The organism is Burkholderia sp. MSMB1498 (assembly GCF_001526245.1).
In the GTDB taxonomy this organism is placed as follows: Bacteria; Pseudomonadota; Gammaproteobacteria; order Burkholderiales; family Burkholderiaceae; genus Burkholderia; species Burkholderia savannae.
On sequence record NZ_LOYJ01000036.1, the window covers coordinates 107,254 to 129,130 of the forward strand.

Annotated in this window: 23 protein-coding genes; 14 read left to right on the top strand and 9 right to left on the bottom strand. The window is 67.3% G+C overall.

Annotated features, from left to right (window positions below):
• Positions 1-340: 340 nt before the first annotated feature.
• Positions 341-634: a hypothetical protein gene (locus WS91_RS35615; RefSeq protein ID WP_145986914.1), complete on the bottom strand. Its 294-nt coding sequence runs from the start codon at positions 632-634 to the stop codon at positions 341-343.
• Between the two features lie 267 nt (positions 635-901).
• Between WS91_RS35615 and WS91_RS07605 the strand changes: the two genes are divergently transcribed.
• The 3 genes from WS91_RS07605 (at position 902) to WS91_RS07615 (ending at position 5,723) form a co-directional block, all read left to right on the top strand.
• On the top strand, positions 902-2,491 hold the full coding sequence (locus WS91_RS07605) for a family 10 glycosylhydrolase (protein ID WP_442854969.1): 1,590 nt from the start codon (positions 902-904) through the stop codon (positions 2,489-2,491).
• A 598-nt stretch (positions 2,492-3,089) separates the two neighbouring features.
• Positions 3,090-5,363: an amylo-alpha-1,6-glucosidase gene (locus tag WS91_RS07610; protein ID WP_059670033.1), complete on the top strand. Its 2,274-nt coding sequence runs from the start codon at positions 3,090-3,092 to the stop codon at positions 5,361-5,363.
• A gap of 96 nt (positions 5,364-5,459) precedes the next feature.
• Positions 5,460-5,723: a hypothetical protein gene (locus WS91_RS07615; RefSeq protein ID WP_038752486.1), complete on the top strand. Its 264-nt coding sequence runs from the start codon at positions 5,460-5,462 to the stop codon at positions 5,721-5,723.
• Positions 5,724-5,748: 25 nt separating this feature from the next.
• Here the strand turns inward: WS91_RS07615 and WS91_RS07620 are convergent, their stop codons facing one another.
• Entirely contained in the window at positions 5,749-6,129 is a 381-nt protein-coding gene (locus WS91_RS07620) for a hypothetical protein (RefSeq protein ID WP_156432317.1), read from the bottom strand.
• Positions 6,130-6,141: 12 nt separating this feature from the next.
• On the opposite strand from WS91_RS07620, the gene WS91_RS07625 reads away from it, so the two are divergent.
• The 5 genes from WS91_RS07625 (at position 6,142) to WS91_RS35630 (ending at position 9,371) form a co-directional block, all read left to right on the top strand.
• Complete coding sequence (locus WS91_RS07625; RefSeq protein ID WP_038752483.1) at positions 6,142-6,618, top strand: VOC family protein; 477 nt, start codon at positions 6,142-6,144, stop codon at positions 6,616-6,618.
• Positions 6,619-6,740: 122 nt separating this feature from the next.
• On the top strand, positions 6,741-7,400 hold the full coding sequence (locus WS91_RS07630; RefSeq protein WP_038752481.1) for a glutathione S-transferase family protein: 660 nt from the start codon (positions 6,741-6,743) through the stop codon (positions 7,398-7,400).
• Positions 7,401-7,425: 25 nt separating this feature from the next.
• Positions 7,426-8,136, top strand: coding sequence for a DUF899 family protein (locus WS91_RS07635; RefSeq protein WP_059670035.1), 711 nt, complete (start codon positions 7,426-7,428; stop codon positions 8,134-8,136).
• A 112-nt stretch (positions 8,137-8,248) separates the two neighbouring features.
• Positions 8,249-8,536: a hypothetical protein gene (locus WS91_RS35625; protein ID WP_231751996.1), complete on the top strand. Its 288-nt coding sequence runs from the start codon at positions 8,249-8,251 to the stop codon at positions 8,534-8,536.
• 472 nt (positions 8,537-9,008) lie between these two features.
• Entirely contained in the window at positions 9,009-9,371 is a 363-nt protein-coding gene (locus WS91_RS35630) for a hypothetical protein (protein ID WP_156432320.1), read from the top strand.
• 543 nt (positions 9,372-9,914) lie between these two features.
• Here WS91_RS35630 and WS91_RS07640 read toward each other — a convergent pair.
• From WS91_RS07640 to WS91_RS32495, 3 genes are all read right to left on the bottom strand, one after another.
• Entirely contained in the window at positions 9,915-11,297 is a 1,383-nt protein-coding gene (locus WS91_RS07640) for an ATP-binding protein (protein ID WP_059648206.1), read from the bottom strand.
• Entirely contained in the window at positions 11,294-11,956 is a 663-nt protein-coding gene (locus tag WS91_RS07645) for a response regulator (RefSeq protein ID WP_038752473.1), read from the bottom strand. The genes WS91_RS07640 and WS91_RS07645 overlap by 4 nt, the downstream gene beginning before the upstream one ends.
• 523 nt (positions 11,957-12,479) lie before the next feature.
• Positions 12,480-12,770, bottom strand: a complete 291-nt coding sequence (locus tag WS91_RS32495) for a hypothetical protein (protein WP_156432321.1) — start codon at positions 12,768-12,770, stop codon at positions 12,480-12,482.
• A 183-nt stretch (positions 12,771-12,953) separates the two neighbouring features.
• On the opposite strand from WS91_RS32495, the gene WS91_RS07650 reads away from it, so the two are divergent.
• Positions 12,954-13,814: a MurR/RpiR family transcriptional regulator gene (locus WS91_RS07650; RefSeq protein WP_059670036.1), complete on the top strand. Its 861-nt coding sequence runs from the start codon at positions 12,954-12,956 to the stop codon at positions 13,812-13,814.
• A 385-nt stretch (positions 13,815-14,199) separates the two neighbouring features.
• Complete coding sequence (locus WS91_RS07655; protein ID WP_081989964.1) at positions 14,200-14,469, top strand: YodC family protein; 270 nt, start codon at positions 14,200-14,202, stop codon at positions 14,467-14,469.
• A 185-nt stretch (positions 14,470-14,654) separates the two neighbouring features.
• Here the strand turns inward: WS91_RS07655 and WS91_RS07660 are convergent, their stop codons facing one another.
• A complete protein-coding gene (locus WS91_RS07660; RefSeq protein ID WP_038752467.1) occupies positions 14,655-14,981 on the bottom strand; it encodes a superinfection immunity protein in 327 nt (108 codons plus the stop codon).
• A gap of 166 nt (positions 14,982-15,147) precedes the next feature.
• Positions 15,148-15,555: a rhodanese-like domain-containing protein gene (locus WS91_RS07665; protein WP_038752464.1), complete on the bottom strand. Its 408-nt coding sequence runs from the start codon at positions 15,553-15,555 to the stop codon at positions 15,148-15,150.
• A gap of 111 nt (positions 15,556-15,666) precedes the next feature.
• Here WS91_RS07665 and ftrA point away from each other — a divergent pair, with 111 nt between their 5' ends.
• The 4 genes from ftrA (at position 15,667) to WS91_RS07690 (ending at position 20,274) form a co-directional block, all read left to right on the top strand.
• Positions 15,667-16,623: a transcriptional regulator FtrA gene (gene ftrA, locus WS91_RS07670; protein ID WP_059670037.1), complete on the top strand. Its 957-nt coding sequence runs from the start codon at positions 15,667-15,669 to the stop codon at positions 16,621-16,623.
• A 629-nt stretch (positions 16,624-17,252) separates the two neighbouring features.
• Positions 17,253-18,704, top strand: a complete 1,452-nt coding sequence (locus WS91_RS07680; RefSeq protein ID WP_059578746.1) for a M20 family metallopeptidase — start codon at positions 17,253-17,255, stop codon at positions 18,702-18,704.
• Positions 18,705-18,813: 109 nt separating this feature from the next.
• The gene (locus WS91_RS07685; RefSeq protein WP_038752693.1) at positions 18,814-19,179 is read left to right on the top strand and encodes a TfoX/Sxy family protein; all 366 of its coding nucleotides are present in this window, start codon (positions 18,814-18,816) and stop codon (positions 19,177-19,179) included.
• A gap of 516 nt (positions 19,180-19,695) precedes the next feature.
• On the top strand, positions 19,696-20,274 hold the full coding sequence (locus tag WS91_RS07690; RefSeq protein WP_038752692.1) for an NnrU family protein: 579 nt from the start codon (positions 19,696-19,698) through the stop codon (positions 20,272-20,274).
• A gap of 423 nt (positions 20,275-20,697) precedes the next feature.
• On the opposite strand, the gene WS91_RS07700 is transcribed toward WS91_RS07690, so the two are convergent.
• Together WS91_RS07700 and WS91_RS37890 are read right to left on the bottom strand one after the other, a co-directional pair.
• Positions 20,698-21,273 carry a hypothetical protein gene (locus WS91_RS07700; RefSeq protein WP_059670039.1) on the bottom strand — a complete coding sequence of 192 codons (576 nt, stop codon included), beginning with the start codon at positions 21,271-21,273 and terminating at the stop codon, positions 20,698-20,700.
• A 163-nt stretch (positions 21,274-21,436) separates the two neighbouring features.
• A complete protein-coding gene (locus WS91_RS37890; protein ID WP_331458325.1) occupies positions 21,437-21,865 on the bottom strand; it encodes a hypothetical protein in 429 nt (142 codons plus the stop codon).
• Between the last annotated feature and the right edge of the window lie 12 nt (positions 21,866-21,877).

Genomic DNA, 21,877 nt, shown 5'->3' on the forward strand with positions numbered 1-21,877 from the left:
GCGACCGCGGGCATACGACAAAGCCCGCTACCGGCTACGCAATCGCATCGAGCGCGGCTTTGCCCGCTGATTTGCGCGCGTCAGGCAATGGAGGCGCGTTGCGGCACGCTACGTCCGCAAGCCGGTCGACTCCCTGGCAACCATTCAGTTGGCTTCCGTCATGCCATGGCTGCAGTGAATGTCGATTCAGCCTAGAAGTTTCATGGGGCGAGCAAGCGAATAAGGCTGCATGGATTCGATTTTCAGATTGCGAATCCGAGTTTTGCAATTGGCGGGTAATTTGATTTTTATAGGCTGTGATGATTTAACTGGATTTGAAAACCGTTTCCGCTATTATGCTTCATGTGTTTGTTTTCGATGCTGTATTTTCATTATTCTCGCCGTGGGCCATCACTTCCCCCTCCGGAAGCTTTGCGCTCAGCAAGGGTAACAACCACGCATTGATTTCTCCTTCAATGTGCAAAGCGATCCGGGAGACAAGAGCCATGTCTTCCCGGCTCGGCAATTTGGGTTTGAAACGGAACCCGAGGGGTATCTTGGTTTGCAACGAGTAGCAGGAGCGCGAAAGATTATCTTTTTCATCCGGGGCGCGACCATATCCGTTGCGTTGATGCAAGGATTTGTCGCGAGGCATGCGGTGTCGAGCGAGCCGGACAGCATGTGATCGCCCTTTTCTGACTGGCGGCCGGGGGCGCGCCTGCGGATTCCGGCTTGAAAATGTCGGAGGAACCGGATCTTGGTGAGAAGTATCGATCACTGATCTCGCGGCCGACGATCACTGGGGTTGTGCACTATCGTGCGGGCAATCGGGTCACTGACCAGTCACGACTTGTGCCCCCTGAATCTCTTCCGCCGCGCACGGGCGTGGGAGTCTTCACGAACGAATCGAAGGAGCCGTCTGATGAACAACGAAATGACGCCGACGCACGTGTGGCGCGTCGTCCTTGCCGCCGCACTGACGTTTCTCGCGGGCGCATGCACAGGGGGGAGGGCGGACATGACCTCCGAGGCGGCACCGAACGTCGCGTGTGCATCGGACGACGTGACGCCGAAGCGGCAATTTCGCGCGCTCTGGATCGCGTCGGTGGCGAACATTGACTGGCCTTCCCGGGAGGGGCTCACGCTCGTCGAACAGCAAGACGAACTGCGAAAGTGGCTCGACGACGCTGTCCGGCTGAATTTCAACGCGGTGATCCTGCAGGTGCGGCCGGTATCGGACGCGTTCTGGCCGTCACCTTTCGCGCCGTGGTCTGAATTCCTCACCGGCACGCAGGGCGTAGATCCCGGCTACGACCCGCTCGCGTTCGCGGTCGCCGAGGCGCATCGGCGCAATCTCGAACTGCACGCATGGTTCAATCCTTATCGGGCGACGAGAAACACCCGTCTCGACGCGCTTGCGCCGATGCATCCGGCGCGTCTGCATCCTGACTGGCTCGTGCGTTACGGTGGGCAATTCTATTTCGATCCCGGTATGCCCGCCGCCCGCGAGCACATCGTCAGCGCCATCATGGACGCGGTCGACCGCTACGACGTTGACGGTGTCCATCTCGACGACTTCTTTTATCCGTATCCGATCGCGGGTCAGACGTTTGACGATGCCGCGACATACGGACAATACGGCGGAGGGTTCGCGACGCTTGCCGACTGGCGCCGTCATAATGTGGACGTGTTCGTCGAAACGCTCGCGCAACGCATCAAGGCGGCGAAACCGTGGGTCAAGTTCGGCATCTCGCCGTTCGCGGTGTGGCGCAACGCGCTCACCGATCCGCAGGGCTCGCAAACATCGGCCGGCGCGCAAACGTACGACGATCTATACGCCGATACGCGCCGCTGGCTCCGCGAGAACTGGGTCGATTACATCGCGCCGCAAGTCTATTGGGCGCAAGGCTTTCCGGTCGCGGACTACGACAAGGTCGTGCCGTGGTGGGTGGAGCAGGCCCGGATGTCCCGCGCGCATCTCTATATCGGCCAGGCGGCTTACAAGGTCGGCATATCGGAGCAATCTCCCGGATGGTCCGATCCCGGCGAGCTCGACAATCATCTTGCGTTCAATTGCAAGCTTCCCGAAGTGAAAGGCGATATCTATTTCTCCGCGAAAGACGTCCGCGCGGATCGCCTCGGCTCGATGTCGCAACTCGTTCGCAAGTGGTATTCGCGTCCCGCGCTCGTGCCGACCATGCCATGGCTCAAAGCGACGCCGCCGCTCGCGGTGAATGGCCTGCGCGTTGAGCGGACTCCGGACGGCGTGCGGTTGAGATGGCAAGCCGGCTCGGCCGACACGGTGTCGTATGCGATCTATCGCCACGAACGGCCGCTGTGCGATGCGTGTCGGGACATCGACGCACGGCATCTGGTCGCAACCGTCAGAGGAACCGATTATCTCGACGCGAAGGCAAGCGTCGATCACGAATACATGTACTCGGTCACGGCGCTGGACCGTGTCTGGAACGAGAGCGCGCCAGTCGCCACGAAACCGATCCCCGCGCTTTGACGCTGACGGCAGCGCTCGTCAGGGCGCCGTCAAGTTGCTGGCACACGGATCATTCGTGGGCCGACAAGTCGGGTAGTCGTCCGATTCGTGCGAAATCCGGCGGCCAGCACCGCGGATGAATTTCAAAATCAGGGAACGTGCTTTGCCGGGAGCGCGGCAATGAGTCGCTCAGGCGCGACCGTGCGCGGCAACACGCCGGCTGCCCCGCTCGCCTGAGGGGCGACTGGGGCAATTCAACCGCAACCCGGCAGCCAGTTGCATGCGAGGCTCTTTTCGGCAGCGCTCCGGTCGTCAAAACGAGGCGCTTTTCGACAGTCTGATTGCGCAGCATTCGCTCGGGCTGCTCGCGCTTGTCATGCCGTGTGAATCGAATTTTCGCGGGATCGGCCGACGCAAGCCCCGGTCGCCGGGGCGCGCGCGCCGCGAATGCGTCGAGCCGCCGCTTCGTCGCGAACCTCGAGCCTGGCCCTTCTATGGCGCATGTGAGTCGTCATGCGGGTGAACCGACCCTGACAACGCTGCGCGTCCGGCGCGTTCTGTCCTATCCTGTGCGGAAAACGCGGCGCACCCGGCGTGCCGCGTCCCCCCAGGAGTTCCGATGCCGAGGCAAGCCGATTCCTCTTCCCCGCGCGCGCCGCAGGCCGCGTCTTCATCCTCGTCCGCGCCGGCCGCACCGGCACCGGCGCGGCCGGCGCCGTCCGCCCCCGCGTTCATCGCGCCCGAGCCGGACACGCAGAAGGCCGTGCGCGGCAGCCAGTTCGTGCTGAAGGCGGGCGACGCGTTCGTCGTGAGCGACGCGCTCGGCGACATCGGCGGCAGCGACGACGGCCTGTTCGTCGACGACATGCGCATGCTGTCGCAATGGCGGCTCACGTTCGGCGGCCGCGCGCCGTCGCTGCTGTCGGGCGCGACGAGCGCGGACAACGCGTCGTTCACCGCGCACCTGACGAACCGTCCGCTGCCGCCGCTCGGCGGCCGCGAGACGCCCGAGGGCGTGATCCACATCGAGCGGATGCGCGTGCTCGCCGACAACGTGCTGTACGAGGCGCTCACGCTGACGAACTACGGCACGAGCGACGCCGAGGTGCCGCTGTCGGTGTCGTTCGGCGCGGACTTCAAGGACATGTTCGAAGTGCGCGGAACGCGGCGCGATCGGCGCGGCGCGATCGCGCCGCCGTGCGTCGAGGCGGGCGCGGTCAGGCTGCGCTACGACGGGCTCGACGCGGTCGAGCGCAGCGTGCGGATCGGCTTCGATCCGACGCCCGACACGCTCTCGGTCGATCGCGCCGACTACACGCTGACGATCGCCGCGCAGGCGTGCGTGTCGCTGTATCTGACGGTCGAGGCGCGCGTCGGCGCCGCGCACGCGAGCGGCGACGCGTTCGCGCAGCAGCCGTGCATCGCGGCGGGGCGCGGCGCGCTGCGCAAGGCGCTTGCCGCCGTGCACCGCGCGATGCGCGAGCGGCGCCGCACGATGGCGCGCGTGCACACGAGCAATCCGCTCTTCAACGCGTGGCTCGACCGCTCGCTCGCTGACCTCGGCTTGCTGACGACATCGCTCGAATCCGGCCCGTATCCGTATGCGGGCATCCCGTGGTTCTCGACGCCGTTCGGCCGCGACGCGGTGATCACGTCGCTGCAGATGCTGTGGCTGCAGCCGTCGCTCGCGCGCGGCGTGCTGCGGTTTCTCGCCGAGCATCAGGCGCGCGAGACGGCGGCGTTCCGCGACGCGGAGCCGGGCAAGATCATGCACGAGTTCCGCAAGAGCGAGATGGCGGCCACGGGCGAAGTGCCGTTCGCGCTCTACTACGGCGGCGTCGACACCACGCCGCTGTTCGTCGTGCTCGCGGGCGCGTATCTCGAGCACACCGACGACGAATCGCTGATCGACGAGCTGTGGCCGGCGCTCGAGCGCGCCGCGCAATGGGTGATGAGCGTCTGCGACCGCAACCCGCGCGGCTTGCTCGACTATCAGCGCACGTCCGCGCGCGGCCTCGCGAACCAGGGCTGGAAGGACAGCCAGGATTCGGTGTTCCATGCGGACGGCCGTTTTCCGGCCGGGCCGATCGCGCTCGTCGAAGTGCAGGCGTACGCGTGCGCGGCGTTCGACGCGATGTCGGCGTTCTCGCGCCGGCGCGGCCATGCGGCCGACACCGTGTGCTACGCGCAACGCGCGAAGGCGCTGCGCGAGCAGGTCGAGACGCTGTTCTGGATGCCGGAGGCGGGCTTCTACGGGATCGCGGTCGACGGCCACGGCGAGCTGTGCCGCGTGCTCGCGTCGAACGCCGCGCATCTGCTCGCGTTCGGCCTGCCCGAGCAGAGCCGCGGCGAATCGGTCGCGCGCGTGCTCGGCTCGACGCTCTTCAGAACCGGCTGGGGCGTGCGCACGCTCGCGGCGGGGCAGCCGCGCTTCAACCCGATGGCGTACCACAACGGCTCGATCTGGCCGCACGACAACGCGTTCGTCGCGCGCGGCCTCGCGCGCTACGGCGACAAGCGCTCGGTGCTCGATCTGCTGCGCGCGCTGTTCGAGGCCGCAGTGAGCTTCGACATGCGGCTGCCCGAGCTTTTCTGCGGTTTTCCGCGCCGGCCCGGCGAGCCGCCGACCGCGTATCCGGTCGCGTGCCTGCCGCAGGCGTGGGCGGCGGGCGCGCCGTTCATGATGCTGCAGGCGTGCCTCGGCATCTCGGTCGACGCGGCGCGGCGCGAAGTGCGCATCGAGCGGCCGGATCTGCCGGAAGGCGTCGACTGGTTGCGCGTCGACGATTTGCGCGTCGGCGACGACGGCGTGTCGCTCACGTTCCGGCGCGTCGAAGGGCAGGTGGTCGCGGCGGCGGAGCCGAGCGGCGTGCGCGTCGTCACGGTGCTGTGAAGATTGCGCTCGCTCGCGTCGGGCGCGCGGCGCTCGCCATACAATGACGGCATCGATCCACGATTCGCAACGAGCCGATAGACGGGAGGCATCATCATGACGAACGAGAAGCCGGACGAAGCGCGCCGGCAAGACGATCAGCCGAAGCTCGAGCAGTTCGAGGCGGCCGTCGATCACCTGCACGAGTCGATCCAGTCGCAGAGCATCGCGGCCGGCGCGGCGAAAGGCATCCTGTTCAGCCTGATCGAGACGCTCGGCGCGCTCGTCGGCGATCCCGACCTGCCGGAGCATGCGCGCTCCGGCTACGAGGCGCTGCGCGACAAGGCGAGCGAGCTGAAGGCGAACCTCGAGAAGCGCTGACGCGACGCGCGCGGCCGGTGCCCGCTTATTGCCGCGGCGCGGAAAGCGCCGTGCTTTCAAGGGCTTGGCGCGCGCGTGCGCAGGATATCCACATATTTGTCGACAGAAATTGTTGATAACCCGCGGCGGCGGGCCGCGCGAAGCGGCTGCCCGTTTCTTCCGCGTTATCCGCTGCGTGCGCAGCATGCGCGGCCCGGCCGACCGGCCGGATGCGATTGATCGACGTGCTTTCCGGCATCGTGTGCGATGCCGCGTCGACGCCGGCGCGCGCCGGCTGCGGCCGGCCGTTCACCTTATGGGAAAAATTTTTGCGGCGCATGTCGAATTCCGCCCGCTTCGTTCGTCGTGGCGATAGAGCGCCTCCGCGCAAGCGGCGCGCTCGATCGATGAAACCATTCGAAGCCAAGGAGCCGCGATCATGCCTGATGCAGTCAAACCGATCCCCGAGGGGATGCATTCGCTCACCCCTCATCTGATCTGCGACGGTGCCGCCGCCGCGATCGAGTTCTACAAGAAGGCGTTCGACGCCGTCGAAATCACGCGGCTGCCGTCGCGCGAGGCCGGCCGGCTGATGCATGCAGCCGTCAGGATCGGCGATTCGACGCTGATGCTCGTCGACGAGATGGGGAGCTGCGGCGCGCTCGGGCCGAAAGCGCTGAAAGGCTCGCCCGTGTTCATTCATCTGTACGTGCCGGACGTCGACGCGGTGATCGCGCGCGCGGTGGAGGCGGGCGCGAAGCTGACGATGCCCGCGGCCGACATGTTCTGGGGCGACCGCTACGGCCAGATCGAGGACCCGTTCGGCCATCGCTGGTCGGTCGCGACGCACAAGCGCGACTTGACTCCCGAGCAGATCCGCGAGGGGATGGAGCAATGCGTGCCGCCCGCGCGGTGAGCGCGGTGGCCGGCGCGTGAGGTTCGTGAGGTTCGTGAGGCGCGTGAGGCGCGTGAGGCGCGTGAAGCACGTGAGGCACGTGAGGCGCGCGTCGCGCGCCCACTCGACCGAGGAGGAACGCAATGAGCTTGAAGTTCTATGGGCATCCGTTCTCGTTGTATTGCCAGAAGGTGCTGGTCGCGCTGTACGAGTACGACTTGCCGTTCGAGTGGCGGCTGCTCGCGGGCGACACGCCGGACGCGAACGCCGAATTTGCCGCGCGGTGGCCGCTCAAGCACATGCCGATGATCGTCGACGGCGAGCGCACGGTCGTCGAGTCGACGATCATCGTCGAGTACCTGGGCCTGCGGCGCCCGGCGAACGCGCGGCTGCTGCCCGCCGACGCCGGCGCGGCGCTCGACGTGCGCATGATGGACCGCTTCTTCGACTGCTACGTGTCGACGCCGCTGCAGAAGATCGTGTTCGACGCGCTGCGGCCGCAGGCCGAGCGCGATCCGCGCGGCGTCGCCGATGCGCGCCGGATGCTCGGCACGTCGTATGCGTGGCTCGAACGCGCGCTCGAGGGCCGCGACTGGGCGGCGGGCGGCGCGTTCAGTCTTGCCGACTGTTCGGCCGCGCCGTCGCTGTTCTACGCGGACTGGACGCATCCGATCGATGCGTCGCTGCAGCGCGTGATCGCGTATCGCAAGCGGCTGCTCGCGCGGCCGTCGTTCGCGCGCGCGCTCGACGAGGCGCGTCCGTATCGGCACCTGTTCCCGCTCGGCGCGCCCGACCGGGATTGAATCGTTCGATCGACAGGAGACTGACATGACAGTGAGTTCCACGCTGACCCCCGCCGCCGAGCTCGTGAAGCGCAACACGACGCACTGGCCGAACGAGAGCGACGCATACCGTCGCGCGCGCGACGCGCTGCTCGTCGAGGAGATCGAGTTGCGCCGGCACGTCGAGCGCGTCGCCGCGCTGCGGCGCACGCTGCCGCCGGGCGGCGAGGTGACGGGCGATTATCGCTTCGAAGGCGAACGCGGGCCGTGCGGCTTCGCCGGCCTGTTCGGCGACAAGGCGACGCTCGTCGTCTACAGCTACATGTTCGGGCCGCAGCGACAGCGGCCGTGCCCGATGTGCACGTCGCTCCTCGGCGCATGGAACGGCGAGGCGCGCGATGTCGAGCAGCGCGTCGCGCTCGCGGTCGTCGCGCGCTCGCCGATCGAGCGGCTCGTCGCGTTCAAGCGCGAGCGCGGCTGGCGCGATCTCAAGCTGTATTGCGATCTCGACGGCCGGTACAGCCAGGACTATCACGCGATCGGCGCAGACGGCGGCGAAGATCCGGCGATCAACGTGTTCACGCGCCGCGACGGCGCGATCCGCCATTTCTGGAGCGGCGAGCTGGGCGGCTGGAGCGTGGACCCGGGGCAGGACCCGCGCGGCGCGCCCGATCCGATGCCGCTATGGACGATCCTTGACATGACGCCGGAAGGGCGCGGCGTCGACTGGTATCCGAAGCTCGATTATCCGGTGTGAGCGACGCGCGCGTCATCGCGGGCGCGAGGTCAGGGCGGCGGCCGACGCGAAGGCGCGCGACGGCCGCCGCGTGCGCGAGCGGTCGCTCGCAAGTTCGCGCGAGCCGGCGCGCGTGAGCGCTTTCGTTGCCATTTCCCGGGCTGCGTCGCCGACGCTTCGCAACGGTTTGTGCCGACGGTACGACGATTCCGGAAAAATGTCGATATATCAATTGTTTGGCGCTGAGTTCGCCGAGATATCCACAAGCTTGCGCACAAAATCTGTGGAAAACCCTAATGTCGAAAATGCATTGTGGGTTGTTTTGTCGCGCGGGCGCTTGCGCCGTGACGAGTCGGCGCGGCGCGACGCGCATGCATGCGCATGCGGCGAACCGATTTCCGTCGCCGTGCCGCAGTTCTGACTGCTCGGCGAAAGTGTCGTCGGATCAATGTGTTGTGCGCCCGATGCTCAGGATGTCCCCAAGCTTGCCAACAAAAATTGTGGACAAGGCTCGACTTCAGATCGCGCATCGAAGATTCGCCGAATGCTGAGCGCATCGCTCGATATCGCGCGTTGAAATGGCCGGATGTTGATGGTCCGCACGGGCGCGAACATGGCGCGCTCGTGTCGCTTGTTTGGTGCGTACGAGAAAACGTCGGCGGATCAATGAGTTGACTGTCGGATGCCCAGCCTATCCACAAGCTTGCCAACAAAAAATGTGGAAAAGGCCGCGATGCGATCGCGTTCGCCGACGCGATGGCGCGATTGTCGAACCCCGGCCGCGACGCCGCGCCGATCTGCGCGAAAAGGGGTATGCCGACGCCATGTGCCGCTTCATTGACATGCGGAGAAAAGTGTCGCTGGATCAATGGCTTGAGAATCGGATGCTCAGGATGTCCACAAGCTTGACCACAAAAATTGTGGAAAAGGCGCGCGGAAGCGCTGCCGGAGATGCGGCGGCCCGGCTGCTCAAGCCGGCATGGGCGAACGGGGGTTCGACCGGCGGCTCGCATGCGATGAACTTGCGTGCGCTGCTTCTTTGTCGCCCTGTTCGTGAAAATGTCGCAGGATCAATTGCTTGGGCGGCGGATGCTCAGGATATCCACACGCTTGACCACAAAAATTGTGGAAAAGCGGCTCGGCCATCGAGCATGTCGAATGGCCGGACGGCGCGAGGCAGTGCGCGAGTTGCACGCGCGAAGACGTCAAAGGCCGTTGGCGACAGCGCGATTCCGTACGTGCCGCCGCTTGCCTGAGCTGCTCGACAAAAGTCCAATGGATCAACGAGTTGATCGCGGCGCACCCAGGATCTCCACAAGCTTGCCAACAAAAATTGTGGAAAACGACGGCGCATTTCTTATGGGCGATTTCGGTGAACGGATGTTCATATGTCGCGAAGCCGACGTGAGCAGCTCCGCGCACAGGCAACGCCGCATGCCGCGTACGTGCGCGCGTAGGCGCAGCGTGCCGCATTCGTGACACCTTTGGGAAAAGGCTGCCGCATCAATGACTTGATTGCCGGATGCTCAGGATGTCCACAAGCTTGCCAACAAAAAATGTGGACAAGGACGTGGCGTTCGGCGCGCGATGATCGTGCGGTTCGCGTGATGAATTGGGCGATTCGCCGATTCGCCGATTCAGTGGTTTACCCACTCACTGGTTTGCCGATCTGCCGACAAACCGACAAACCGATCCGCCGCCCCACCAAGCAGCGCACGTGCCGACCGCAAAGAACACGCCACCTCCGCCGGGCGTCGACGCGCAACCGAGCCGGCCGCCGCGCCCGCGTGCCGCGCCGCTCACGCCCGCGGCTTCGCGCCGAAGCGTACCGTCACCGTCAACCCGCGCCCGTCGGCGCCGCTCGCGAGCGACACCTCCGCGCGATGCTGCTCGGCGATGCGCTTGACGATCGACAGCCCGAGCCCGCTGCCCGACGCCGACACGAGCTGCGCGCCGCCGCCGCGATAGAAGCGCTCCCACACGCGCGGACGATCGGCCACCGGAATGCCGGGGCCGTTGTCGCGCACTTCGAGCGCGGGCGCGCCGCCGGCGTCGGCGCGCGCTTCGACGTCGACGCGCGCGCCCGCGCCCGCATAGCGGATCGCGTTGTCGACGAGATTGTTGAGCAGCACGCGCAGCGTGTCGGCGTTGCCTTGCACGCGCACGGGCGCCGTGCCGACCGCGCCGAGATCGACATGCTGCGCGCTCGCGACGCGCGAGCGCTCGGCGACGACCGAGCGGCACAGCGCGGCGAGATCGACGTCGGCGAACGTCGCCGATTGCGCCTCGGGCTCGAGGCGCGCGAGCGTGAGCAACTGCTCGGCGAGATGCGACAGGCGCGTCGTGGCGGCTTGGATCTGCGCGAGGATGCGCGCGCGCTCGTCGGCGCTCGCCGTGCGTTGCAGCAGCTGCGTCTGGATCGACAGGCCCATGATCGGCGTGCGCAATTCATGCGCGGCGTCCGCGATGAAGTTCCGCTGCAGCGTGAACGAGCGGTCGAGCCGGGCGAGCAGATCGTTGATCTCGGACGCGAGCGGCTGCGCCTCGGTCGGCACGGTCGTGATGTCGAGCTGGTCGAGGTGATTCGCATGACGGCGCTTCAGGCCCGCGGCAATCGCGCCGAGCGGCCGCAGCCCGTAACCGATGCCGAGCCACAGCCCGACCGCGAGCAGCGGCAGCAGCGACAGCACCGGCCAGAGCAGATGCACGGCGATGCCCGCGATCGCCTCCCAGCGCGCCTGGCGCGGCTGCGCGACGCGGATCGTGGTGCCCGCGCTCTCGCGCACGTACGTGTGCCAGCGCTGGCCGCCCGCGTCGAGCGCCACGAAGCCGGCCGCAGCGGGCGGCGGCAGCTGCGTTGCCGGATCGGTCGTGAATTGGAGCTGGCCGCCGCGCCATACTTGCAGCAGCACGTCGTCGGAATCGTAATCGGCCGGGTGGCGCTTGCCGAGCTTGTCGCGCCCCTCGATCGACAGCTTGCCGCTGTCGTCGACCTGAATCTGCTTCGACATGCTGCGCATCTGATCGTCGAGCAGATCGTCGAGCTCGCGCAGCGCGCCCCAGTAGGTGCCCGTGCTCGCGAGCACGCCGACGACGCACGCGGCGGGCAGCAGCCACATCAGCAGCCGGCCGCGCAGCGATGCGGTGAGCCGGCGCGCGAAGCCGCGCGGCGCGCCCGTCATGCGCCGTCTCCGATCCGGTAGCCGACGCCGCGCACCGTGAGGATCGTGTCGTGGCCGAGCTTCTTGCGCAGGTTGTGGATGTGGACCTGCACCGCGTTGCTCTCGATTTCCTCGCCCCAGCTGTACAGCCGCTCCTCGAACTGCTCGCGCGAGATCACCGCGCCCGGCTCGCGCATCAGCTCGTGCAGCAGCACGAATTCCTTCGGCGACAGCGCGACTTCCTCGTCGCCGCGCCACACCTGATGGCGCGCCGGATCGAGCCGCAGCGCGCCCGCCGCGAGCACCGTCTGCGCGCGCCCCGTCTGGCGGCGGTTCACCGCGCGGATGCGCGCGAGCAACTCTTCGAGCGCGAACGGCTTGACGAGATAGTCGTCGGCGCCGCAGTCGAGCCCGGCGATCCGGTCGGGCAGCGCGTCGCGCGCGGTGATCACGATCACGGGCAGCGCGTCGTCGCGGCGCCGCAGCGCGGCGAGCACCGCGAGGCCGTCCTTGTCCGGCAGGCCGAGGTCGAGCAGCAGCAGCCCGTACGGCGTCGTGCGCAGCGCGAGCGACGCCGCGTCGCCGTTCTGCACCCAGTCGACCGCGAAGCCTTCCTGTTTCAGTCCTTGTTCGAGCCCGCTGCCGATGAGCGGATCGTCTTCGACGAGCAATACGCGCATGTTTCGAGATTCCGTCAGAGCGCGGCGCGCGCGTGCGCGTGCATGCCGCTTGCGGGAATGATAAGCGCTCGATGCTTAGCGGCGGCTTAAAGCGTCGGGAAATGCGGAGCGCGACGCGATGGGGCGGGCGACGGCGGGCGCGGGTGAGCCTAGATGGTCGTAGATGGGCGATTTGGCGCGCGACGGCGCGAATCGCCGGCGCAGCGATGGATCGGCGCGCGTCGATCGAAGATTTGGGGATCGGGGCTTGAAGGCGCGCTGAAACGAGGGAGTCGCAAGGGAATGTGATGACGACGTTGATGAAGTCCCCGAATGAAGTCCTCGAATGGGACGATCGGCGAGACATCGAAACGGCGAAGAAGCGGTGAATCGAGGTGGGGCAACGATCGCGGGACCGAATGAATCGACGGGTGAAACTTCGCCGGATCGAAGCGGGCGGCGAGGATCGTTGAGATTGGAATTATTGAAGGAGATCAGAAGATCGGATGACTCGAAGGCCCGAAGGTCCGAAGGCCCCAAAGCCTCAAAGCCCAAAAGCCCAAAAGCCCCAAAGCCCCAAAGCCCCAAAGCCCCAAAGCCCAAAAGCCCAAAAGCCCAAAAGCCCAAAAGCCCAAAAGCCCAAAAGCCCAAAAGCCCAAAAGCCCAAAGGCCCAAAGGCCCGAAGATCGAAGATCGAAGATCGAAAAATCTGACGATCGGAAGGATCGGAAGGATCGGAAGGATCGGAAGGATCGGAAGGATCGGAAGGATCGGAAGGATCGGAAGGATCGGAAAGATCGGAAAGATCGGAAAGATCGGAAAGCGCGTCATCCATCGCATCTTCTGCAAGCATGGCGGGCCGGCCCGACAATGCGCGCGCGAATCCGAATCACGGCGCGCTGCCGGGCAGGTCGCGGCGAACTTGGCCCCGGCCCCATCTCGCGCCGCCCGGCATTCGCAGGCATCGACCGCGCAATGCGGGTGATACCATGGCCGATCGACTTTTCCCCCGACCACGATGCCCGCCGATTTCGATGAACTCGCGTCCCTGATCCGGGCGCAATTTTCCGAGCTGAGCCCGCAATTCCAGGTGGGCGCGGCGTTCCTGCTCGATCATCCCGACGAGGTGGCCGTGTCGTCGATGCGCAAGGTCGCGCAGCGCGCGAACGTGCAGCCGGCGTCGCTCGTGCGGCTCGCGCAGCAATTCGGCTTTCCGGGCTGGAACGAGCTGCGCGATCTGTTCGTCGCGCGCGTGCGCACGCGGCCGCAGCCGCTCACGCAGCGCGCGCGTTCGCTCGTGAAGCCGAACGCGAAGGCCTCGCTCGCGGCCGATCTGCTCGCCGCGCAGCAGCACAACCTCGAGGCGAGCGCCGCGCAGAACGCGCAGGCGCTCGCCGATGCGGCGAAGCTGATGCGCAAGGCCGCGCACGTGCATGTCGCGGGCTTCCGGTCGTGCTATCCGGTCGCGTTCGGCCTTGTCTACGGCTATCGGCTGTTCCGGCCGACGGTGTCGCTGCTGACAGGCGTGGCGGGCTCGCTCGACATGGAACTGCGGACGATCGCGAAGAACAGCGTGACCGTCGTCGTCAGCTTCGCGCCGTATTCGGCCGAGGCGACGCGCGTCGCTCAGGCGGCGCGCGCGCAGGGCGGCAAGATCGTCGCGATCACCGACAGCGCGGTGTCGCCGATCGCGCTGCACGCCGACGCGCAACTGATCTTCACGCACGACAGCCCGTCGTTCTTCCCGTCGCTCGTCGCCGCGCATGCGCTGGTGGAAGCGCTCGTCGCGCAATTGCTCGCGCTCGAAGGCGGCGACGCGATCGCGGCGCTCGAGCAGGCCGAGGCGGAGCTGCACGCAAAGGGCGCATACGTCGTCTGAGTGCGGCGCCGCATTCGCGCGGATTGCAAAAGTCTTTCAAGCCGCCATATCCGGAGCGTGCCGTTTACTCCCGGCGCATTCGACGATAAATCTGCTCCGCAATTGGAAACGTTTCCACGTATCGATGCGCTGAATTAGATTGGCGGCGATTGTTGCATTGCAAATGAAATTGCGGCGCAACACGCCGCCAAGGCCGCTCTGGCGCGCTGTCGAGCGGCCAAGGTCGCGTAACGATGCCGCCACTTATTAACCCGATTCGAAAAAAAAGTTTTAATGGCGACTTGCCGGCTATTCAGTCGATTGCTAATCTGCGGGAGATGAACGAATAGCTGGATCGAAGATCCGGAAAAATGAATAAATAAATTATTTCCGAAAAAGGGCCACCATGATGACTTACCGTGATACGCATACCACTTCCTTTCGGGTCGGCGACGTCGTGACGCTCAAGACGGGCGGTCCACGCATGACGGTGACGTACGCCGGCCCGGTCGTGTTCGACACGGGCGAATGGGTGATCTGCCAATGGTTCGACGAGCACGGCGAATTCCGCCAGGAGATGTTTCCGAACGAGACCGTCGTGCTCGAGCCGCGGACGATTTCGGCGGGGCTCGCGCGGATGCGCTCGCAGTCGGTGCGCGGCGGCATGCAGGCGTGACGCGGGATCGCGCGTCCGAGCGTCAAGCATTCGTCAGGAAAACGGCGCACGCGTGAGCGCCGAACGCTGCGCCGCGGCCCGAACGGGCGCGCGGCGTAGTCGCATGTGCGGGTGGGTGCCGCTGCGTTGCCGCTCAGGCCGACCGCTATCGCGCGCGAGGACGCGACAAACGCGGCGGGGCGCAATCAGCGAGTGCCTTGCTTTTCGGCCCAGCGCTCCTGCGCGGCGATCCGCCGCTGCACGCGTTCGACGAGGCCCGTCGAGAACGTCTTCATGCTGATCGCGCGGCGCTCGAGCAGCACCTCGCCGGCGAAATTGTTGGCCGCGTTCGGCTGCAGCGCCCAGTAGAGCGTCAGCAGCCAGCCGATGCCCGTCCAGCCGAGCAGCGCGTTGAACAGCGCGATCGTGAGCTTGTCGCCGCGGCTGCGGCGATCGGCGACGATCGCCGGAAGAAAATAGAGCGCGATCGCGACGACCGAGCCGCCAATCTGGATCAGGATTCCCATCTGCATGAGGCTTCTCCATCCGTGCTGCGGTGCGACTTGACGTCGCACCTGCGATGGAGTTGATTGTCGCGCTTTTTCGGTTGTTGTGCAGACAACTAATTGTTGCGGATTCGTAACGGATCGATCGCTGCCTTATGCTGGCTTACACCGGTTGACGGCGCCTTACGCAACGTTACGCTTGCGCGCCGCCGGCGCGCGCGAGCGCGAACCCTTCGTCGAGCCAGCCCGTCACGCCGCCCAGCATCAGCTTCACCGGCCGGCCGAGGCGAGCGAGCCGCAGCGCCGCGCGCGCCGCGCCGTTGCAGTGCGGCCCCGCGCAATAGACGACGAAGCACGTGCCGCGCGCAAATTCCGCGAGCTTGCTTTCAACGATCTTTCGATGCGGCAGGTTGAGCGCGCCGGGCACGTGTCCGGCCGCGTAGAGGCCGGGGCCGCGCACGTCGAGCAGCACGAAATCGGGCGCGCCGGACGCCAGCGCGTCGTGCACGTCCCAGCAATCGGTCTCGAAGCCGAGCGATGCCGCGAAGTGCGCGGCGGCGGCCGCGCTGTCGGCGGCGGGCGTTTCGGTGACGCGGGACATGGCCGGTTCTCCTCGTGTCGAATGGTTGCAGTGGCGAACGAGCGCTCAGTATCCGGATCGCGCGCGTCGCGCGACAGTGGCGCGATCGACAACTTCCGGTAACATCGCGCCATGCACAATCATCTCGTCGTCGCGCTCGCGTACGATCGGCTCTGCACTTTCGAATTCGGCTGCGTCGTCGAGCTGTTCGCGCTGCCGCGGCCGGAACTCGGCGTCGACTGGTATCGCTTCGCGGTCTGCGCGAGCGAGCCGGGGCCCGTGCGCGCGGCGGGCGGCATCAAGGTCGAAGCACCGTATCGGCTCGCGCTGATGGATCGCGCGGACACGATCGTGATTCCCGGCTGGCGCGATCCGGACGAAACGCCGCCCGAGCCGCTGTTGAAGAAGATCCGCGCGGCCCACCGGCGCGGCGCGCGGCTTTGCTCGATCTGCTCGGGCGTGTTCGTGCTTGCCGCGGCGGGCGTGCTCGACGGCGCGACCGTCACGACGCACTGGCGTTACGCGCAGCGTCTGCAGGCGCGCTATCCGTCGCTGCGCGTGAATCCCGACGCGCTCTACGTCGACGAAGGGCGGATCGTCACGTCGGCGGGCTCGGCGGCGGGCCTCGACATGTTGATGCACATCGTGCGCCGCGATCACGGCAGCGCGATCGCCAATCGCGTCGCGCAGCGGCTCGTGCTGCCGCCGCAACGCGACGGCGGCCAGGCGCAGTTCGTGCCGCGGCCGCTGCCGGGCGTCGGCGGCGATCGGCTCGCGAAGCTGATCGACTGGATGCGCGCGCATGCCGCGCAGCCGCACACGCTCGCGACGCTCGCCGCGCGCGCGGCGATGAGCCCGCGCACGCTGCAGCGGCAGTTTCGCGACGCGACGGGGCTCGGCCCGTACGAATGGCTGATCCGCGAGCGGGTCGGGCTCGCGAAGGAGATGATCGAGCAAGACCCCGCGCTGTCGGTCGCGCGCGTCGCCGCGCTCGCGGGGTTCGGTTCGGAGGAGTCGCTGCGCCGGCACTTCAGGCGCATCGCGGCAACGAGCCCAGCCGCGTATCGCCGCGGCTTCGATGCGCGTTGACGCGCGCCGCCCGGGCGGCGGCGCGTGCGCGTGCGGTGTCGGGGCGATGCGCAGACGAAGGCGGCGGGGCGGCTCGATTCGGTGCCGGAGCGGAGCGAGCGGCGTTCGGCCCGCGACATCGCGGGGCAGCGGACGCCGTGCGTGCGCCGTAGACGCGTGTCTCTTGGGCGCGCACGTCGCGAACATGCGTATCGCGACAGCGCGCGTCGTACGACGCGCACGCTGCGAACGTCCTTGCCGCAACCGAGTGCGCATCTCGCGGCGCTCGCACGCGCACGCATCTTGAGCGCGCAGTCCGCAAACAAGCTCATCGCCTACACGAGAATCGCAGGCGCGCATCTCGAGCTACACAAAATGCGGACGTGGCACGCGCATACGTCGCATGCGAGCGGGCCGCAAACGCACATATTCCCGATGTGCGGCCGCAACACGCGTTCGGCGGCGGCTCGCCGCGACCTCGCCGTCGATGGCGGCTTCTGCGGGCCGCCGGTTTCCGATTCGGCGCGACGAACGCGCAACCGAGTTGCATCGCACAACGCGCGTCGCTTTTTTCGGCGCGTGCATAACTGCCCGCACCGGCGCTATCATCGCCACTCCACTTCCGTCAGACAGTTCGTCTGCTCCGCGCCATGACCACCGCCACCGCTTCCGCCATCGACCACGACCGCCTCGCCGATTTCATCGAACGCAAATGGAGCGACGAGATCCTGCACGCGTTGACCGACTACATCGCGGTGCCCGCGAAAAGCCCCGCATTCGATCCCGACTGGGCGAAGCACGGCTACATCGAGCGCGTCGTCGTCGACGCCGCGCAATGGGCCGAGCGGCAGCCGGTCAAGGGGCTGAAGGTCGAGATCGTGCGGCTCGCCGGCCGCACGCCGGTGATCTTCTTCGAGACGCCCGCGACGCGCGCGGGCAGCGCCGACACGATCCTGCTCTACGGTCACCTCGACAAGCAGCCCGAATTCGACGGCTGGCGCGCCGATCTCGGCCCGTGGACGCCGAAGCTCGAGGGCGGCAAGCTGTACGGCCGCGGCGGCGCGGACGACGGCTACGCGATCTACGCGAGCCTCGCGGCGCTCGGCGCGCTCGACGCGCAAGGCATCGAGCGGCCGCGCTGCGTCGGCCTCATCGAGACCTGCGAGGAGTCGGGCAGCTACGACCTGCTGCCGTACGTCGACGCGCTGCGCGCGCGGCTCGGCGACGTGAGCCTCGTCGTGTGCCTCGATTCGGGCGCGGGCAACTACGATCAGCTGTGGCTCACCACGTCGCTGCGCGGGCTCGTGTCGGGCGACCTGCAGGTCGAGGTGCTCGAGGAGGGCGTGCATTCGGGCGTGTACGGCGGGATCGCGCCGTCGAGCTTCCGCGTGATGCGCCAGCTGTTCGAGCGGCTCGAGGATGCGGCTACCGGCAATCTGCTGCCGTCGTCGTTCCATTGCGAGGTGCCCGCGAGCCGCCTGCGCGAGACCGAGGCGGCCGCGTCGATTCTCGGCGACGCCGTGTGGAAGGGGCTGCCGTGGGCATGCGGGCAGGACGGCAAGCCGGTGCTGCCGACGACCGACGATCCGAGCGAGGCGCTACTCAATTCGACGTGGCGGCCGTCGCTGTCCGTCACGGGCGCGCAAGGGCTGCCCGCGCTCGAGAACGCGGGCAACGTGCTGCGGCCGCGCACCGCGTTCAAGCTGTCGCTGCGGCTGCCGCCGCTCGTCGACGCCGCGCAGGCGGTGCAGCAGCTGAAGGCGCTGCTCGAGCTTGATCCGCCGTACAACGCGAAGGTCACGTTCAAGCCCGACGCGGGCGCGGCGACCGGCTGGAACGCGCCCGACGTCGCGCCGTGGCTCGGCGCGGCGCTCGGCGACGCGTCGCGCCGGCACTTCGGCGCCGACTGCGCGTACATGGGCCTGGGCGGCACGATCCCGCTGATGAACGTGCTGCAGGAGGGCTTCCCGGCCGCGCAATTCATGGTGTGCGGCGTGCTCGGCCCGAAATCGAACGCGCACGGGCCGAACGAGTTCCTGCACGTGCCGTACGCGAAGAAGCTGACGGCCGCGGTGGCCGACGTGGTTGCCGCCGCACGTTGATGCGCGTGTCGATTCGTCTTCATCGTTCGATGACGATCGCGCCGCCGCGAGCATGCGGCCGCGTGGCGGCGGGCGTTCGACCGCGCGCGGCGCGGCGCGGCGGCGAGCGATGAACTGGAAAGCGGAAAAGCTGCGCGCGGACGAGCTCGCCGAGCAGCTCGAAGCGCTCGGGCCGATCGGCGTCGCGCGCTTCTTCAGCGGCGCGTCGCTCAGGATCGACGGCGTGCTGTTCGGCTTCGTCCATGCGGGATCGCTGTTCCTGCGCGTCGACGATGACAATCGCGCGGCGTTCGAGCGAGCGGGCATGCGGCCGTTCTCGTATCCGGGGCGCACGCGAACGGTCGTCGTCGGCGGCTATTTCGAGACGCCCGCCGACGTGCTCGAAGACGTGGGCACATTGCGCGACTGGTGTCGCGGCGCCTATCGCGCGGCCGTTCGCGCGGGGGCCGGCGCGCGCCGCGCGAAGCGGAAGTAGCGCGGCTGCGGCACGCCGCCGCGCGGCGCGCGCCGGCACGCGCAATGGTGTACGGTGTGCGCGATGACATGTCGGCGAGACGCAACAGGGCGACAGCAGGGCGACAACAAAAAAGCGAAGTGCGATCGTGCGCGGACATGCGCAGCAAGCGTCGGGCGTCGGACGTCAGTCGTCGCGTCGCGCTTGGGCCTGCAAGCGCGGGCCGGTACCGTCGCATCCCGGTGTTGCCGGCACGAACGCGAGCGCGCGCGGCGAGGCCGGCGCAAGGCAGCGCGGCAGGTGTGCGCGGCATGGCGAGGTATCCCGATGCGCGCGCGTCGGCCGATCGCGAGATCGAGCGGGCCTTGCGGGCGTTGCGCCGCGCGCGCGGTCGTGAACCGCGCGGTGCGCCGGCGGCCCAGACGAGAAACGATGGTACGGAGGATGCGGAAGGGCGCGATGCGAGGTGTACGATGCACGGCGGCATCGTATGCCGATTCGGCCGACAACAAGATTTCCCCACCTGGAGACATGCACATGGTCGTCCTGATTCTCGGTTTGGTGATCTTCCTGGGTACGCATTCGATTCGAATCGTCGCGGGCGACTGGCGCGCCGCGCAGATCGCGAGCCTCGGCGAGCGGCGCTGGAAGGGGATGTACGCGTTCGCGTCGGTGGTCGGGTTCGTGCTGATCGTCTGGGGCTACGGGCTTGCGCGCGCGGATACGGCGTCGCTGTGGTTTCCGCCCGTCGGCGTCAGGCACTTGACGGCGCTCCTGACCGCGATCGCGTTCGTGCTGCTCGCGGCCGCCTACGTGCCGGGCACGCGAATCAAGGCGCTCGTCGGCCATCCGATGCTCGCGGGCGTGATGGTGTGGGCGGGCGCGCATCTGCTCGCGAACGGGACGCTGCACGCGGAGCTGCTGTTCGCCGCGTTCTTCGCATGGGCGTTCGTCGACTTCATCGCTTCGCGTGCGCGCGATCGGCGCGACGGCGTTCGCTATCCGGCGGGATCGCTTGTACGCGACGGCGTCGCGCTCGGCGTGGGGCTCGTCGTTTGGGGGCTGTTCGCGTTCGCACTGCATGGCTGGCTGATCGGCGTGCGGCCGTTCGCATGACGGCGCGCATCGCCGCGGCTCGCCGCCTCTCGCGCGGCCCGCGTTTGCACGGCGGGCGCGGCGAACGTCGATCGACGCGCTGCCGAGTCGCGGGGCGCGCGATCGAATCGATTCGGATGAGGCCGGCGACCGGCGTCGGGCGGAGCGCGCCGGACGCGTCGGCGGCAAGCGCGTTTCTTTTCTCGCCGGCTGCGCTGGCCCGATGCGTACGTGCCGTCCGACGGCGTCGCCCGCGGCGTCGCGTTCACGGCCGCGCGCTCGTCGGCGCGAACGCGGCGCATGAGCGCGTTGCCTTCGCCTTCGAGTGCCGCTCGTCGACAAGCGGCGTCGGGCAACGCGCCGCCTCGCATTCCGCCCGGCACGAAAAGGCGCGCCGCGTCGCGTATCGGGCGACGCGCCGGCGCGGCGCGCCTTCATGCACGATCACCGGGTGCCGGTCACCGTCGTCGCGGCCAGCACGGGCATGCCGGCAACCGGCGCGGGCGACTGCTGCCGAAGCGCGACGAAGAAGTTGTAGGACCCCTGGCCGATCCACGGGATATAAACCGTGTAGCGATTGCCCGGATGTTCGCAATCCACGACGTAGGCCTGGGAATTGCCGGGCGTCGTGACCCACAGGCATGCGTATTCCGCGATCGGGTATTGGTGGGATTCGTCCCACGTCCAGTGAATGGTCGTGCTGCCCGTGCCGCTGACCGGCACGTTGACACGCTGCGGGTCCGCCGACAGGCTTCCGAACGGCGGCGGACAACTCCACATGCAGATCGGCCCCGGTTTCCATTTCTGCGAAGGGGCGCCGGCGAGCCACTGGACGAGTTGTTCCTGTTGCTCCGAACTGAGACTGGACTGGTCGATGCCGCCGGATGCGCGCGTCGTCGTGTTGGACACGGCCGCGCGGAGCTGGTTGACGTCGAGGTCGCCGGTGTCGGCGCTCGCGGCGCAGACACCGGATACCGCCGCTTGCGCAATCACGGCGATTAATGCGGATTTGATTTTCATGATATCCCCAGGTTTTCGTTAATTGTTGTCGCGAGGAATGCTTGCCGATGCGCGGATATCAGCCGCGGGACGGCTTGGATATCGCGGCGACGGCTGAATGAAACGGGTTTCCCCGCGTGGCCGAGTATATTGAACGCGTATCGCGCGGATGGTGGATTCCCGTCTATTTTTGGCGCGACGGGGCGCCGGCCATGCGCGAGCGTTGAACGTCTCGGCGCGACGGGTAACGATCGGCGAATGCTCGGCCGAATTGATTCAAATCGAAATCGAGCGTTCCTATCTCGTCGCAAAAACGACGTATATCGGGGGCGACGTGGGCGAAACGCATATCGATATCCAGCGATTTTCGACTTTGGACGTGCCCGCGCGCGATCGATTCGAAGTCTGGACGGCCGGCGGCCATTGCGCATATTCGCTCGAGGATTCCGCGAGCGTGCCGTTCGACTGGGACTGTACGGGGGCGGCCGTCGGTGCGATGTCGGTCGGCGAGCATCGCTGGCTTCACGCCGCGCGCCGCGCGACGATCAAGGCGACGCGCAACCGGCCTCGGATTCGCGCGGACGGTCTCGACGTCTGTCAATTCACGTTGCATGCGAGTGGTGCG